Genomic DNA, 13,466 nt, shown 5'->3' with positions numbered 1-13,466 from the left:
AGGATGCCCAGCATGAACCTCAAGTCCGTCTTCACGGGTCTGCCCGCCGCTTTGGCCAGCGCCGCCGTCCTGGCCCTGTCCATGGCCGTCTTCGCGCCGACCGCCGCCCGCGCCCAGATCGAGGTCGACATCGACAAGGGCGCGGTCAAGCCGCTGCCGGTGGCCATTCCCGCCTTCTCGGGCGGCGGGCGCGGGGCCGACATCTCACAGGTCATCAGCGGCAACCTGGAGCGCTCGGGCCTCTTCCAGCCGCTGAACGTCGCCAACGTCGCCGACAAGCTGACCGACGTGAACGTCCAGCCGCGCTTCCCCGACTGGCAGGCGACCGGGGCCCAGGCCCTGATCAACGGCCAGGTCACGGTCGGCGCCGATGGCACCCTGCGCGTCGACTTCCGCCTGTGGGACACCTTCAGCCAGCAGCAGCTGCTGGGCCTGCAGTTCACCTCGACCGCCGAGAACTGGCGGCGGGTGGCCCACAAGATCAGCGACGCGGTCTATGAGCGACTGACCGGCGAGAAGGGCTATTTCGACACCCGCGTGGTGTTCGTCGCCGAGAGCGGCTCCAAGATGGCCCGGGTCAAGAAGCTGGCGATCATGGACCAGGACGGCGCCAACCCGCAGTACCTGACCGACGGCTCCTACATCGTCATGACCCCGCGCTTCTCCTCGACCAGCCAGGAGATCACCTACATGGCGCTGCGGCCGACGGGGTCCAGCATCTACCTGACCAACCTGGAGACCGCCCGCACCGAGACCATCGGCAAGTTCCCGGGCATGGTCTTCGCCCCGCGCTTCTCGCCGGACGGCAGCAAGGTGGCCTTCTCGGTCGAGAAGGGCGGCAATTCCGACATCTATGTGATGGACCTGCGCAGCCGGTCGTCGACGCGGATCACCACCGACCCGGCCATCGACACCTCGCCCTCGTTCTCGCCGGACGGCAGCAAGATCGTGTTCAACTCCGACCGCGGCGGCCAGGCCCAGCTCTACATCATGAACGTCGACGGCAGCGGTGTGCGCCGCATCTCTTACGGCGGCGGCCGCTACACCACCCCGGTCTGGAGCCCGCGCGGCGACTTCATCGCCTTCACCAAGCAGACCGGCGGCGAGTTCCACATCGGCGTCATGCGGGCCGACGGCGGCGACGAGCGGCTGCTGACCACCAGCTACCTGGACGAGGGCCCGACCTGGGCGCCCAACGGCCGGGTGCTGATGTTCTCGCGCGAGAGCGCCAACGGCAATTCGCGGCTGTGGACGGTGGACATCACCGGCCGGATCCTGCGTCCGGCCGCCTACCAGGGCGCGGCGTCCGACCCGGCTTGGTCGCCGCTGCTGGATTGAGGTCGGAACTTTCCTGGCGATCACCCTAAGCGCCGTCATCCCGGGCCTCGTGCCCGGGACCCCTGGTTCAGCTGACGGTGAAGCCGAATGGCGCGCCGGCGCGCCACACCCCCGCACGTGCGGCGGACAAAGGGGTCCCGGGCACAAGGCCCGGGATGACGAAAATCAAGGGCTGCTGGATTGATCCACACCTCTTTCAGGCAACCTCTGCCATGGCGGCGCGTTGCCTCACCGTCGTTCATCCGGTGTTCACGCGGCGGATGAAACCAGGTGGTCGTGCGACATTCTGACGCCATTGTGAGGTGCAAGGTACGATTTGGCGCGGCGCCGCGAAGGCCACACGCGTTAGAACTGCGGACCTTGGCCGTGGACTTGAGGAGAAACTTGGATGAGCTTCGACACCCAACGCGTCGCTAGACTGGCGATGATCGGTCTGGCGGCCGCCTCGCTCGCCGCCTGTGCTTCGCGGCCGAAGCCGGCGGGCCCCGCGGCGCCGACCCCGACGGCCTCGCAACCCACGCCTCCCCCGTACCAGGCGCCGGCCACGCCGGAGTCGCCGGTCAACCAGGGCCCGCTGCCCGGCACGGTGCAGGACTTCGTGATCAACATCGGCGAGCGGATCTATTTCGACACCGACAGCTACGACATCCGCAGCGACGCCCAGCCGACCCTGTCGGCCCAGGCCCAATGGCTGAACCGCTATCCGGCCGTGCGCGTGCGCATCGAGGGCAACGCCGACGAACGCGGCACCCGCGAGTACAACCTGGCCCTGGGCGCCCGTCGCGCCAACGCCGTCCGCGAGTTCCTGACCGGCCAAGGCGTCGCGGCCTCGCGCATCGAGACCCTGTCGTACGGCAAGGAACGCCCGATCGACCCGGGCACCAACGAAGACGCCTGGGCCAAGAACCGCAACGCCCGCACCGCCATCACCGACGGCGCGCGGTAACGAAAGCGTCCTTCCCCTCGATGGGGAAGGGACAAGGATGGGGGTGTCGTAACCACGTCACCCCCACCAACCCTCCTCCATCGAGGGGGAGGGCTTTGCGGTCCAGCGCCGCACTTTTGTCCGCAACCGGGGCATAATCGCCGACATGAAGCTGAAAGCCGCCCTGCTCGCCGCCGTCCTGGCCCTGACCGCCGTGCCCGCCCTGGCGCCGGCATCGATGGCCCAGACCCCCATGCCCGACCCGCTGGACGACCGCTCGGCCAAGCGGCTGGACAAGATGGAGAAGGTGGTCCGCGAACTGCGGTCGATCGTCTTCCAGGGCCGCGACACCGGCAAGCCGGTGGTCGTCCAGGCGGCCGAGACCGACGCCCAGATCGCCGCGATGTCCGACCGGATGCGCGACCTGGAGCAGACCCTGACCAAGCTGAACGGCCAGAACGAGGGGCTGACCCACGACCTGGACGAGGCGCGCCGGGCCAACGAGGCCGAGAAGGCCCGGGGCGACGCCCTGGACCAGCGCCTGGCCGCCCTGGAGAAGCGCATCGCCGACCAGGAGGCCGCCGCGGCCGCCGCCGCCGCCGCCCCGCCGGTCGCCGCCGCGCCCGCTCCGGCGTCCACCGACCCCGCCACGGCCTTCAGTTCGGCCCGGCAGATGCTGCTGGACGGCGACTACGCCGGGGCCGAGCAGGCCTTCGCCGGCTATGTCGAGGCCTTCCCCGACAGCGCCAAGGCGCCCGAGGCCCGCTACTGGCTGGGCGAGACCCAGTTCGTGCGCGAAGCCTATTCCGATGCGGCGGGCAGCTATCTGGGCGCGGTGCGCGGCTGGCCGAAGACCAGCTGGGCGCCCGACGCGGTGCTGAAGCTTTCGCGCTCGCTGGTGGCCCTGAAGAAGCCCGCTGACGCCTGCAAGACCCTGGACGAACTGGCCAAGCGCTATCCCAAGGCGCCCGCGACGATCACCTCCAAGGCCGCCAGCACGCGGGTCCAGGCCAAGTGCGCGGCCTAGGCGGATCGACGGTCGGCTCAGAGGTGGAAAACCTCGTCCTTCGACAAGCTCAGGATGAGGTTTTCTGTCCGCTCGGTCTGTAAATGGTCCTCATCCTGAGCTTGTCGAAGGACGAGGGCCACGCACGGCCTCCAAGGTCCGCCCGGCCGAAGGCGCGAGTTTACCGAGCCGCTCATCTGACGATCGGGCGGTGAGCGGAAGGGAGGGGGAGGTCATGATCACATCCTTCCCCGCCTTCACCGCCGCCCTCGACCGCCGCCTGCAGGCCCACGCCGCCGCGCCGCTGGCGGTGGGCTTCTCCGGCGGCGGCGACAGCCTGGCCCTTCTGATCCTGACCCTGGACTGGGCCCGGGCCCATGGCCGCTCCGTGCTCAGCCTGACCGTCGACCACCAACTGAACCCCGCCAGTTCCGACTGGACCGCCGAGGCGCTCGCCAAGGCCCGCGCCCTGGGCGCCGAGGCCCGCGCCCTGGCCTGGACCGGTCCCAAGCCCGCCACGGGCCTGTCGGCCGCCGCCCGCGCCGCCCGTCACGCCCTGCTGGCCGACGCCGCCCGCCAGGCCGGGGCGCGCGTTCTGCTGCTGGGCCACACCGCCGACGACCTGGCCGAGGCCGCCCTGATGCGGGCCCAGGGCTCGACGGTGCCGGACCCCCGCGCGTGGTCGCCGTCGCCCGCCTGGCCGGAAGGACGGGGCGTCTTCGTGCTGCGGCCGCTGCTGTTGGTCGGGCGCGGCGAGATCCGCGACGGGCTGAGGGCGCGCGGCGAGACCTGGCTCGACGATCCGGCCAATGTCGATCCGAGGTCGGCGCGGGCCCGGGCCAGGCGCGATCTTCAACAGACAGACGGGACGTCAAGGCAAGGCGCGGCCTCGGACGCCCCCGCCGTGACGTCGCCGATCGGCGCCGCGCCGCCTTCGCCGTTTCACGGGGGAGGAGAGGGCTATCTCACCCTCCTGCGCGACGCCCCGGCCGCCCATGTCGCCGCCGCCTGCCTGTGCGCGGCCGGAACCGTCCAGCCGCCGCGCGGCGAGCGGCTTCGGCGACTGGTGGACCGCATCCGGGCCGGCGAGACCTTCACCGCCACCCTGGCCGGGGCGCGGATCGAGGCGGACGGCGAGGGAGTCTGGTTCTTCCGCGAACCCGGCGAGGCCCGCCGTGCAGGCCCTCCCCCCACCGACCCTTCGGGTCGCCTCCCCCATAGGGGGAGGGGCGATTTGGCCGAGCCCCTCGCCCTGCCCCTGAACCAGCCCGTCGTCTGGGACGGCCGCTACGAACTCACCGCCGCCGAGCCCGGCCTGGTCGTTCGCCCGCTGCAAGGCCTCGCTGCTCGCCTGCCGCTCGCGCAACGCCGGGCGCTGAAGGGGTTTCCGGCCGCCGCCCGACCCAGCCTGCCGGTCTTGCTGGCCCCCGATGGGACGGTGACTTGCCCGATCCTTGCAGGGACGAAAGCGACGCGCGCGCGTTGTCTTGTGATGGATCGTTTCGAGGCGGCGACGGGCCGTGTCGATCAAGAACCCGCGACATGATATCCCGCGCGTGGCGAAATCGCCCGGACCGTCCTATCTTGGAAGGTCAGAGACTATCGTTGGGAAGACAACGCGTATGAATTTCAAGACCCTGGGCATCTGGGCCGTGATCGTTCTGGTGGTGGTGGCCGCCTATGGCGTCTTCAGCCAGGGCGGTCGCGCGGGCGCCGCCGGCGAGACCAGCTATTCGCAGCTGCTCAAGAACATCGACAGCGGCGAGGTCAAGAAGGCCAACATCAACGGCGACATGGTCAAGGTCGAGCCGAAGGCCGGCAAGCCCTACAATGTCAACATCCCGGCCAATTCCGAAGACCTGGTCAAGCGCCTCGAGGCCCGCGGCTCGGAGATCGTCTACCAGAGGGGCGGCAACATCCTGCTCAGCGTCCTGTTCCAGATGCTGCCGATCCTGCTGCTGATCGGGGTGTGGATCTTCTTCATGCGCCAGATGCAGGGCGGCACCAAGGGCGCCATGGGCTTTGGCAAGTCCAAGGCCCGGCTGCTGACCGAGAACAAGAACCGCGTGCTGTTCGACGACGTCGCCGGCGTCGACGAAGCCAAGGAAGAGCTGCAGGAAGTGGTCGAGTTCCTGAAGGACCCGGCCAAGTTCCAGCGCCTGGGCGGCAAGATCCCCAAGGGCGCCCTGCTGGTCGGTCCTCCCGGCACCGGCAAGACCCTGATCGCCCGCGCCGTCGCGGGTGAGGCCGGCGTGCCGTTCTTCACCATCTCCGGTTCGGACTTCGTCGAGATGTTCGTCGGCGTCGGCGCCAGCCGCGTGCGTGACATGTTCGAGCAGGCCAAGAAGAACGCCCCCTGCATCATCTTCATCGACGAGATCGACGCCGTCGGCCGCCACCGCGGCGCCGGCCTGGGCGGCGGCAACGACGAGCGCGAGCAGACCCTCAACCAGCTGCTGGTCGAGATGGACGGCTTCGAGGCCAACGAAGGCATCATCCTGATCGCCGCCACCAACCGTCCCGACGTGCTGGACCCAGCCCTGCTGCGTCCGGGCCGCTTCGACCGCCAGGTCGTGGTGCCCAACCCAGACGTCATGGGTCGCGAGAAGATCATCCGCGTGCACATGAAGAACGTGCCGCTGGCCGCCGACGTCGACGTCAAGACCCTGGCCCGCGGCACCCCCGGCTTCTCGGGCGCGGACCTGGCCAACCTGGTCAACGAGGCGGCCCTGACCGCCGCGCGCAAGAACCGCCGCATGGTCACCATGCACGACTTCGAGCACGCCAAGGACAAGGTGATGATGGGCGCCGAGCGTCGCTCGATGGCCATGAGCGAGGACGAGAAGAAGCTGACGGCCTATCACGAGGGCGGCCACGCCCTGGTGGCCCTCAACGTCGCGGTCGCCGACCCGGTCCACAAGGCCACCATCGTGCCGCGCGGCCGGGCTCTCGGCATGGTCATGCAGCTGCCCGAGGGCGACCGCTACTCGATGAGCTTCGACATGATGACCTCGCGCCTGGCCATCATGATGGCCGGCCGGGTGGCCGAGGAGCTGATCTTCGGCAAGCACAAGATCACCTCGGGCGCGTCCAGCGACATCAGCGCCGCCACCAGCCTGGCCCGCAACATGGTCACCCGCTGGGGCTTCTCCGACGAGCTGGGCACCGTGGCCTATGGCGACAACCAGGACGAGGTGTTCCTGGGCCACTCGGTGGCCCGCACCCAGAACGTCTCGCCCGAGACCATGATGAAGATCGACACCGAGGTCCGCCGCCTGGTCAAGGGCGGCGAGGACGAGGCCCGGCAGATCCTGACCGAGAAGCTGACCGAACTGCACGCGGTGGCCAAGGCCCTGCTGGAGTTCGAGACCCTGAGCGGCGACGAGATCATCAACGTCATGAAGGGCATCCCGCCGGTCCGCATCGAGGACGAGAGCAACAAGATGCCGACCGGGCCGGTGGCCTCGGTGCCGGTCTCGACGGGCGTCGTCGCCTAGGGGCGATCTTCAAAGCCGCGCGTGGTCCTCGTCCTTCGACAAGCTCAGGATGAGGACCATTGTGCAGGCCTCGGCAGTCGAAAACCTCATCCTGAGCTTGTCGAAGGACGAGGTTTCCGGCCCCGGCGCTGAAGGTCGACACGCCTTGGGCCCTTCCGGCCGACAAGCCTGGAAAAGCCGGACCGGTTCGCCGATCCGGCTTTTTCTTTGCCGCTCGCTTTGCGTCCGGGGCGGGCGCCGCTAGCCTGCACCCTGGCCGCGAGCTTGCGGCGGGGAGGCATGACATGAAGACGGCGATCATCGCCCTGGCGGCCGCGACGGCGCTCCTAGGCGGAGCGGCCCGGGCCGAGGAGATCCACAAGGACGGCATGACCGGCCCCGAGGTGGCGGCCTGGCTGCAGAAGGCGGGCTACAAGGCCGAGCTGACCAAGGATTCGTCGGACGATCCGATGATCAACAGCGCCGCCGAAGGCCACGACTTCAAGATCTATTTCTACGACTGCAGCGAGGCCAAGCGCTGCAAGGCCCTGCAGTTCTCGGCCGGCTTCGACCTGAAGGAGCCGCTGAAGCTGGAGAAGGCCAACGAGTGGAACCGCAAGAACCGCTACCTGAAGGTCTATCTCGACGACGACGGCGACCCCTACGTCCAGTACGACGTCAATGTGAACGCCGGCCGCACCATGGCGGGCCTGGACGACGACTTCGGCGTCTGGACCGGGATGATCGGCAATTTCACGACGTTCATCGACTGGTAGGGAACCAACAACCCCGCTCATCCCGGCACTCACCGGGATGAGCGGATTGGTGGGAGCAAGAGCGAACCTGCTTTAGAACGCTCCTATGACCACCCACCACCCCCGCCCCCGCGTCATGGGGATCGTCAACGTCACGCCCGACAGCTTCTCGGACGGCGGGCGGTTCCTGGATCCCGCCGCCGCCCTGGACCGGGCCCTGCGGCTGGTCGACGACGGGGCCGACATCCTCGACATCGGCGGCGAGAGCACCCGGCCCGGCGCGACGCCGGTCCCCGCCGCCGAGGAGATCGCCCGCGTCGCGCCGCTGATCGCCGCGATCCGCGCGGTCAGCGACGTGACGATCTCGATCGACACCATGAAGCCCGCCGTGGCCCGCGCGGCCGTCGCCGCCGGGGCCAGCCTCTGGAACGACGTCGCCGCCCTGCGCTTCGCCCCCGATGCGCCGGAGGTCGCCGCCGAACTGGGCTGCGAGGTCGTGCTGATGCACATGCTGGGCGAGCCGGGGACCATGCAGGACGACCCGCGCTACGACGACGTCGTCGCCGAGGTCGAGGCCTTCCTGCTGGCCCGGGCCCTGACCGCCATGGCCGCCGGGGTGGCGCGCGAGAAGATCTGGCTGGATCCGGGAATCGGCTTCGGCAAGACCCCGGCCCACAACCTGGCCCTGCTGGCCGCCCTGCCGCGCCTGGCGGCCCTGGGCTATCCGATCCTGCTGGGCGCCAGCCGCAAGCGCTTCATCGCCGCCCTGGACCCGCTGGGCGCCGACCCCGCCGCCCGCCTCGGCGGCTCCCTGGCCGCTCACCTGCACGCCGCCGCGTCCGGCGTCGCGGCGGTGCGGGTCCACGACGTGCGCGAGACGGCCCAGGCGCTGGCGGTATGGGGGGCGATCGGCGGCGCGTAGGGCTCAGGAGCGGTTTTCGACCTGAGCCGCCGCCCGGTGGGTCACCGCCCGCAACCGTAGGCGGCCACCTGCCGCTCCCGGTCACGAATATTCTCCAGCGCCTCGACCTTGGCGTCGCGCAGGTTCTTGGCCTTGGCGGCGGCGATCTCGCGCGCGTACAGCGTCTTGGCCTTGGCGATCTGCGCGCGAGCCTCGACGCAGTCGGCCGGTGCGTCGCTGAACCGGAGCAGGTCGACATAGTTCTGGATCGCCTGGCTGGATCCCGTGGCGGCCGCGAGCGCGATCCAGCGGCGAGCTTCCGGCGCGTTGGCCTCCCCGGGGCCTTTGAGCATGTAGTGGATCGACAGCCGGGCGGCGTCCTCGCGATAACCTCTCAACGTACCCGCCTGGGCCTGGGTCAGGTCTGCAGGCGACAGCAGGGCGTCGCCGTAGGGCTGTGTGGCGCTGTTCGCCGCCGCATTGACGGCGGCCACAGCCTCCTTGGCCTGTTGCTCCGGCGTCTTGGGCGAACAGGCGCCGAGCAGGAGGCCCAGCGCCGCGACGGCCGGCGCGAACCGCCCCATGGTCAGGGTTGGTCTCGGCATTGGTTTCCCTCGAACGCGGCTGAACTTGACCATGCCCAAACCTATGGCGACACCCGCGCGTTGGATATCGTCATCACGAACCCCGCTTGCGTAGGCGGTGGCGGGCGGTACCTTGGTGGCATGTCTAGTGTAGTTTCTGCGAGCCGAACCCGGACAAGTAGCGCCCGCGGCAAAGCAGCGGGGGTGGAGGGGAGGCGCGCCCCCACGACGCCTGCAAGCGCGAGACAGGCGTTGTGGGATGAGGCTCGCAAGAAGTCAGGCGAGGCTCACAAGAAGGCCGTGGAAAAGCACCTGACCGCGTTGGCCACCCGTCATAAAAACGACGGTTCACTGGCTGGCGACTAGGTCGCGTTACTCGCGCAGCTAAGAGCGAAAGCGAGGCGCTAAAAGTCCGACTTCCACCCCTTGCCGAAGTTGGGAACGTCCGCTCACGGCAACGCCGCCGAATGTCCAAACGCTCGCGCGATGCTCCCGGCGACGAACGACCCAAGTCGGACCGTTCAGAGAGGCGCTATTTGCTGCTCGCCCAAGGCGCCCGCCCCGTGACTTTGATAATCCACCAAGAGGCCAATCGGCCAATGATATGGCCGATACCCAGCACGCCGACGAGGAGTAGCGCGCTGATCCAGAGGGGAAACCAAGCTGCCCTGATGGTGGGGTCGTGCAAGCTCATCCAGCTGTTCCCTACGATGATGAGGACACCGAAGAACCGCCACAGGTAAGAAAATACGAGCCCGTAGTAGGCTAGGCCGGAATAATACACACGTCGCCACCCCGTAGGCCTGCCGTTCGATCGAGGACGCCGCCAAGCGCGCTCTATCTCTTCCATCGTAGGATCATCGGGATCGGCGGCGGCCATCTACAATCTCGCACCTTAGGTCTTGGTGAAGCTACGACGCCTAATGTCCGCCCACCATCTGTGGACGCCCCCTTCAGCGCAAGACGGATTTGAAGCTTTGACGCTCGATCGGATGCTGCCATCTGTCCGGCCTGTTGTGCGCCCTTCAGCGCTGGCCTGTATGGAAGTTCGCGGATCAGGTCCAAATCACCCATAGCGTGCTCAAGAGAGGCACGGTGGTAAGCCCTGGTTTTCCCGATCCCGTCTCACCGACTGTGCGCCATACCCTCCGTCGTCCGACTACGCTTCGACGCCTCTGGAGCCGGCGGCTGTTAGGCCGTCAGCGCCGGAGCCCTGTAGACGCCGCCTCTAGCCAGGAGCGCCCAAATGATCCTCGCGGTCTTGTTGGCCAAGGCCACAGCCACGAGCATTCGCGGCTTGCGGGCCAGCATCTGCGCCAGCCATGATCCAGGCGGCGCGCCACGGATGAGCGCCTGCTTGATCACGGCGCTGGCGCCGATCACCAGCAATCGTCGCAAGGTTCGCTCGCCCGCCTTGGTGATCTGGCCCAGCTTCTGTTTGCCGCCGCTCGATCGTTGGACAGGCGTTAGGCCCAACCAGGCCGAGAAGTCCCGCCCGCAGCGGAAGGACTCTGCTCCCGGGGCCAGGGCGACCATGGCCGAGGCCGTGACAGGTCCAATGCCTGGGATCGTCATCAGCCGCCGAGCGACAAGATCCTCCTTGGCGCGACGGGCGATCTCGGCATCGAGGCTGGCGATCTCCGTCTCCAGCGCGGCCAGCATCCGCACCATGACTTGCAGGCTAACGCGGGCAGCCGGCGGCAGTTGGCTCGCGGGATCCTCGATCTCGGCAACCAGGCGCTGGACGTACATCACCCCCTTTGGGGCGACATACCCGAACTCGGCCAGATGGCCGCGCAGGCCGTTCATGATCTGCGTGCGCTGGCGCACCAGCAGATCCCGGGCGCGGAACACCACCCCGCTGGCCTGTTGCTCGCGGCTCTTCACGGGCACGAAGCGCATCGTCGGCCGCTGGGCCGCCTCGCAGATGGCCTCCGCATCGGCCTCGTCGTTCTTCTGCCGCTTCACGAAGGGCTTCACGTAGGCCGGCGGGATCAATTTGACCGTATGGCCGAGCGCCTCCAGCTCACGGCCCCAGTGATGGGCTCCGGCGCAGGCCTCCATGGCGACCAAGCAGCGAGGCTGCCCGGCGAAAAACGCCAGCAGCCGGCCTCGCCCAAGCTTCTTCCGGAATATAACCGTGCCGGCTGCATCGGCTCCGTGGGCCTGGAATACTGACTTCGCGATATCCAGCCCGATGATGGTAAGCTCGCCCATGGGCGCCTCCCTCGAGTGAAGTTCAACACACCTCACTCTGGCACGTAGATGCCGTCGGGGGGCGTCCACCCCATCACCCTTCTCGGATGTTGCGAACGTCCGCTCCTCGGACTTGTTCTGAGGACCCCTGCTTCCACCGCGAAGAAGGACGATCCGAGAGGCGGTGAGGTCGCGGCCTCCCGTCGATCGACAGCGCGGCTGGACGAGGGGGCCTCGGACAAGTCCGAAGATGACGGGATTGGGGGCGAGCGGGGGATGGAAATCCCTCACGCCCGCGCCAGCCCCGCCCTTTCCGGCAGAGTCTCCGGCGTGCGCACGTCCCAGGCCAGGCCCAGCCGCTCCAGCAGGCGGATGAACGCGAAGCCCCAGTCCGCCTGGCCCGGATACAGCCCCAGCTTCGCCGAGCCCGGCCAGGCGTGGTGGTTGTTGTGCCAGGCCTCGCCCATGGTCGGGATCGCCGCCCAGGGCACGTCGTGGGCCTGGACGCCCGAGGTCTCGACCAGCCACCGCTGCGGTCCCGTCCGGTGGGCCAGGCGGCCGACGTACCAGTGGCCGGTCACCGACACGCAGACCCGCGCGCAGACGCCCCACAGCAGCCACGGCCAGCCGCCGCCCACGAACAGCACGATCGCCACCGGCAGCTGCTGCAGCATCCAGGTGCGCTCGAGGAAGCGATAGAACCGGTCGCCGGCGATCCGTTCCGGAAGGGCGACGCGCGGCGGCGAGGCCAGCACCAGCCGGCCGTGCAGGTTCCAGGCATAGTCGGTCCAGAAACCGGCCCGGTTGGACAGGTAGGGATGGCAGGCGGGCTGGCGCTGGCCCCAGTCGCGCAGGTCGTGGCCCTCGATCATCGCCAGCGGCCCGCTCATGCCCACCAGCGTGCCGAGGTACATCATCAGGTGGTCCAGCCATAGCGGGCTCTGGAAGCTGCCGTGGATCAGCCGCCGATGGAAGCCGACCGAGTGCCCGACCAGCAGGGTGGCGCCGGTCAGGGCGACGAACACCAGCAGGCCGCTCCAGCTAAAGAAGAACGGCGCGGCCAGGGCCCCGGCCAGCATGACGCCCTGCCACAGCGAGGTCGCCGGCGCCCAGACCACGCGGCCCGTCACGGCGTCGCCGCCGGCGTCCTCAAGGATCGAGTGCACGGCGTAGGGATCGTCGTGGGCGTGGGTCATCGCGCGCCTTCCGTCTCCAGCCGCCGCGCCAGCCGGGCGACGTCGCCGCGCGTCGACAGCCACATCAGGACTTCCGTGCTGGCGGTGATCGCCGCGTCGAACAGCCCGCTCAGCGGCGCGCGGCGGTCGCCGCGCAGCCTCACCGCGTGCTGGTAGTGCTCGGCCTCGTCGGCCGCCACCGACTCGATCAGCGCGGCGAGCTCGGGATCGTGGTCGCGGACGAAGGCCAGCTGGACCGACAGATGCTGATGGACGCCGCGCTCGACGACTTCGGTGCACAGATAGATCGCCCGCGCCCCGAACACCGCCGTGGCCGCGCCCATCGCCGCCGCTCCGATCGTCCAGATCCAGGGCAGCCGGCAGGCCTTGGCCCCGCGCGAGGGCATCAGCGCCCGAAAGCGCCGGGCGTGGTCGGCCTCGTGGTCGCGGGTCAGTTCCAGGAACGGGACCACCTCGGGGCATCGCCAGCGCGCCACCGCCAATTGGGTCTGGTACATCGCCACCCCGCCGCGCTCGCCGGCGTCGTTGACGCGCAGGATGCGGCGGATGATGCGGGCGGGGTCCTGTTGCTCGGTGAGGTTCATGACCTGGGCTCCGGGCGATAGGCGTGGACGACCACGATCCCGCCGACGACCGCGCCCATGGCGGCCAGGATCGCGTCGAGGACCAGTCCGTCCCTGAGGGTCTGGGTCGGGGAGATCGACGGCCAAGCGATCCAGACGCTCCAGGCGGCGCAGGCCGCCGGGGCCAGGACGGATCCAAGCGCGGCGGCGGCCCAGCGCGATCGCATGCCCAGCCGGTGCAGCGTCCACCAGCCCGGCGCCCCTACGACCATCAGACCCATGAACCAGACGAAGAAGGCGACGACGAACGCGGCGAGCATCGAGAAAATCAGCGGGACGAGCAGCGACGGGACGCCTTCGGTGGGGTGGGGCGAGCCGAGTTGCAGGCCCACCAGCATCGCCCCGACGCCGAGGCTGACCAGACCCGCGCCCCAGGTCGCGCCGAGGGCCAGGCTGGACAGCGCGCGGCCGAACGTCGGCGCCGGCGGAGGCAGATTGTCGGAGGCTTGGGTCATGCGGGTCGGGT

The 13,466-nt window shown here is 69.1% G+C and carries 13 protein-coding genes and 1 pseudogene; 7 read left to right on the top strand and 7 right to left on the bottom strand.

What is annotated here, in order from left to right; all coding sequences use genetic code 11:
- Positions 1 to 12: 12 nt before the first annotated feature.
- The 3 genes from tolB (at position 13) to ybgF (ending at position 3,290) form a co-directional block, all read left to right on the top strand.
- A complete protein-coding gene (tolB, locus tag G3M57_RS22285) occupies positions 13 to 1,338 on the top strand; it encodes a Tol-Pal system beta propeller repeat protein TolB (RefSeq protein ID WP_056762523.1) in 1,326 nt (441 codons plus the stop codon).
- Positions 1,339 to 1,726: 388 nt separating this feature from the next.
- The gene (gene pal / locus G3M57_RS22280) at positions 1,727 to 2,284 is read left to right on the top strand and encodes a peptidoglycan-associated lipoprotein Pal (RefSeq protein WP_056762525.1); all 558 of its coding nucleotides are present in this window, start codon (positions 1,727 to 1,729) and stop codon (positions 2,282 to 2,284) included.
- A gap of 145 nt (positions 2,285 to 2,429) precedes the next feature.
- Complete coding sequence (ybgF, locus tag G3M57_RS22275) at positions 2,430 to 3,290, top strand: tol-pal system protein YbgF (protein WP_163233098.1); 861 nt, start codon at positions 2,430 to 2,432, stop codon at positions 3,288 to 3,290.
- 30 nt (positions 3,291 to 3,320) lie between these two features.
- On the opposite strand, the pseudogene G3M57_RS27630 reads toward ybgF, so the two are convergent.
- A pseudogene (locus G3M57_RS27630) lies at positions 3,321 to 3,466 on the bottom strand (hypothetical protein); the annotation flags it as partial.
- Positions 3,467 to 3,504: 38 nt separating this feature from the next.
- Here G3M57_RS27630 and tilS point away from each other — a divergent pair.
- From tilS to folP, 4 genes are all read left to right on the top strand, one after another.
- Entirely contained in the window at positions 3,505 to 4,815 is a 1,311-nt protein-coding gene (tilS, locus tag G3M57_RS22270; protein ID WP_163233096.1) for a tRNA lysidine(34) synthetase TilS, read from the top strand.
- Between the two features lie 76 nt (positions 4,816 to 4,891).
- Positions 4,892 to 6,766 carry an ATP-dependent zinc metalloprotease FtsH gene (ftsH, locus tag G3M57_RS22265; protein WP_056762530.1) on the top strand — a complete coding sequence of 625 codons (1,875 nt, stop codon included), beginning with the start codon at positions 4,892 to 4,894 and terminating at the stop codon, positions 6,764 to 6,766.
- Positions 6,767 to 7,050: 284 nt separating this feature from the next.
- Positions 7,051 to 7,521, top strand: coding sequence for a YbjN domain-containing protein (locus G3M57_RS22260; protein WP_163233094.1), 471 nt, complete (start codon positions 7,051 to 7,053; stop codon positions 7,519 to 7,521).
- A gap of 85 nt (positions 7,522 to 7,606) precedes the next feature.
- On the top strand, positions 7,607 to 8,422 hold the full coding sequence (gene folP, locus G3M57_RS22255; protein WP_163233092.1) for a dihydropteroate synthase: 816 nt from the start codon (positions 7,607 to 7,609) through the stop codon (positions 8,420 to 8,422).
- A gap of 41 nt (positions 8,423 to 8,463) precedes the next feature.
- On the opposite strand, the gene G3M57_RS22250 is transcribed toward folP, so the two are convergent.
- From G3M57_RS22250 to G3M57_RS22225, 6 genes are all read right to left on the bottom strand, one after another.
- On the bottom strand, positions 8,464 to 9,006 hold the full coding sequence (locus tag G3M57_RS22250) for a hypothetical protein (protein WP_163233090.1): 543 nt from the start codon (positions 9,004 to 9,006) through the stop codon (positions 8,464 to 8,466).
- A gap of 511 nt (positions 9,007 to 9,517) precedes the next feature.
- Positions 9,518 to 9,865, bottom strand: a complete 348-nt coding sequence (locus G3M57_RS22245) for a hypothetical protein (RefSeq protein WP_163233088.1) — start codon at positions 9,863 to 9,865, stop codon at positions 9,518 to 9,520.
- A 311-nt stretch (positions 9,866 to 10,176) separates the two neighbouring features.
- Entirely contained in the window at positions 10,177 to 11,202 is a 1,026-nt protein-coding gene (locus G3M57_RS22240) for an IS110 family RNA-guided transposase (RefSeq protein ID WP_163233086.1), read from the bottom strand.
- Positions 11,203 to 11,468: 266 nt separating this feature from the next.
- Positions 11,469 to 12,377, bottom strand: a complete 909-nt coding sequence (locus tag G3M57_RS22235; protein WP_163233084.1) for an acyl-CoA desaturase — start codon at positions 12,375 to 12,377, stop codon at positions 11,469 to 11,471.
- Positions 12,374 to 12,961 carry a demethoxyubiquinone hydroxylase family protein gene (locus G3M57_RS22230; RefSeq protein ID WP_163233083.1) on the bottom strand — a complete coding sequence of 196 codons (588 nt, stop codon included), beginning with the start codon at positions 12,959 to 12,961 and terminating at the stop codon, positions 12,374 to 12,376. Before G3M57_RS22230 ends, G3M57_RS22235 begins: the two co-directional genes overlap by 4 nt.
- Positions 12,958 to 13,455 carry a hypothetical protein gene (locus G3M57_RS22225; RefSeq protein ID WP_163233081.1) on the bottom strand — a complete coding sequence of 166 codons (498 nt, stop codon included), beginning with the start codon at positions 13,453 to 13,455 and terminating at the stop codon, positions 12,958 to 12,960. The genes G3M57_RS22230 and G3M57_RS22225 overlap by 4 nt, the downstream gene beginning before the upstream one ends.
- Positions 13,456 to 13,466: the final 11 nt, after the last annotated feature.

It is taken from the genome of Caulobacter rhizosphaerae (assembly GCF_010977555.1).
GTDB classification, from domain to species: domain Bacteria; phylum Pseudomonadota; class Alphaproteobacteria; order Caulobacterales; family Caulobacteraceae; genus Caulobacter; species Caulobacter rhizosphaerae.
Note: the sequence above shows the minus strand (reverse complement) of the source record. Positions and strands in the feature narration are given on the sequence as shown.

Excerpts from the sequence above, each read along its gene's own strand:
- tolB (WP_056762523.1), top strand. The coding sequence starts at position 13 with ATGAACCTCAAGTCCGTCTTCACGGGTCTGCCCGCCGCTTTGGCCAGC.
- pal (WP_056762525.1), top strand. The coding sequence starts at position 1,727 with ATGAGCTTCGACACCCAACGCGTCGCTAGACTGGCGATGATCGGTCTG.
- ybgF (WP_163233098.1), top strand. The coding sequence starts at position 2,430 with ATGAAGCTGAAAGCCGCCCTGCTCGCCGCCGTCCTGGCCCTGACCGCC.
- tilS (WP_163233096.1), top strand. The coding sequence starts at position 3,505 with ATGATCACATCCTTCCCCGCCTTCACCGCCGCCCTCGACCGCCGCCTG.
- ftsH (WP_056762530.1), top strand. The coding sequence starts at position 4,892 with ATGAATTTCAAGACCCTGGGCATCTGGGCCGTGATCGTTCTGGTGGTG.
- G3M57_RS22260 (WP_163233094.1), top strand. The coding sequence starts at position 7,051 with ATGAAGACGGCGATCATCGCCCTGGCGGCCGCGACGGCGCTCCTAGGC.
- folP (WP_163233092.1), top strand. The coding sequence starts at position 7,607 with ATGACCACCCACCACCCCCGCCCCCGCGTCATGGGGATCGTCAACGTC.
- G3M57_RS22250 (WP_163233090.1), bottom strand. The coding sequence starts at position 9,006 with ATGCCGAGACCAACCCTGACCATGGGGCGGTTCGCGCCGGCCGTCGCG.
- G3M57_RS22245 (WP_163233088.1), bottom strand. The coding sequence starts at position 9,865 with ATGGCCGCCGCCGATCCCGATGATCCTACGATGGAAGAGATAGAGCGC.
- G3M57_RS22240 (WP_163233086.1), bottom strand. The coding sequence starts at position 11,202 with ATGGGCGAGCTTACCATCATCGGGCTGGATATCGCGAAGTCAGTATTC.
- G3M57_RS22235 (WP_163233084.1), bottom strand. The coding sequence starts at position 12,377 with ATGACCCACGCCCACGACGATCCCTACGCCGTGCACTCGATCCTTGAG.
- G3M57_RS22230 (WP_163233083.1), bottom strand. The coding sequence starts at position 12,961 with ATGAACCTCACCGAGCAACAGGACCCCGCCCGCATCATCCGCCGCATC.
- G3M57_RS22225 (WP_163233081.1), bottom strand. The coding sequence starts at position 13,455 with ATGACCCAAGCCTCCGACAATCTGCCTCCGCCGGCGCCGACGTTCGGC.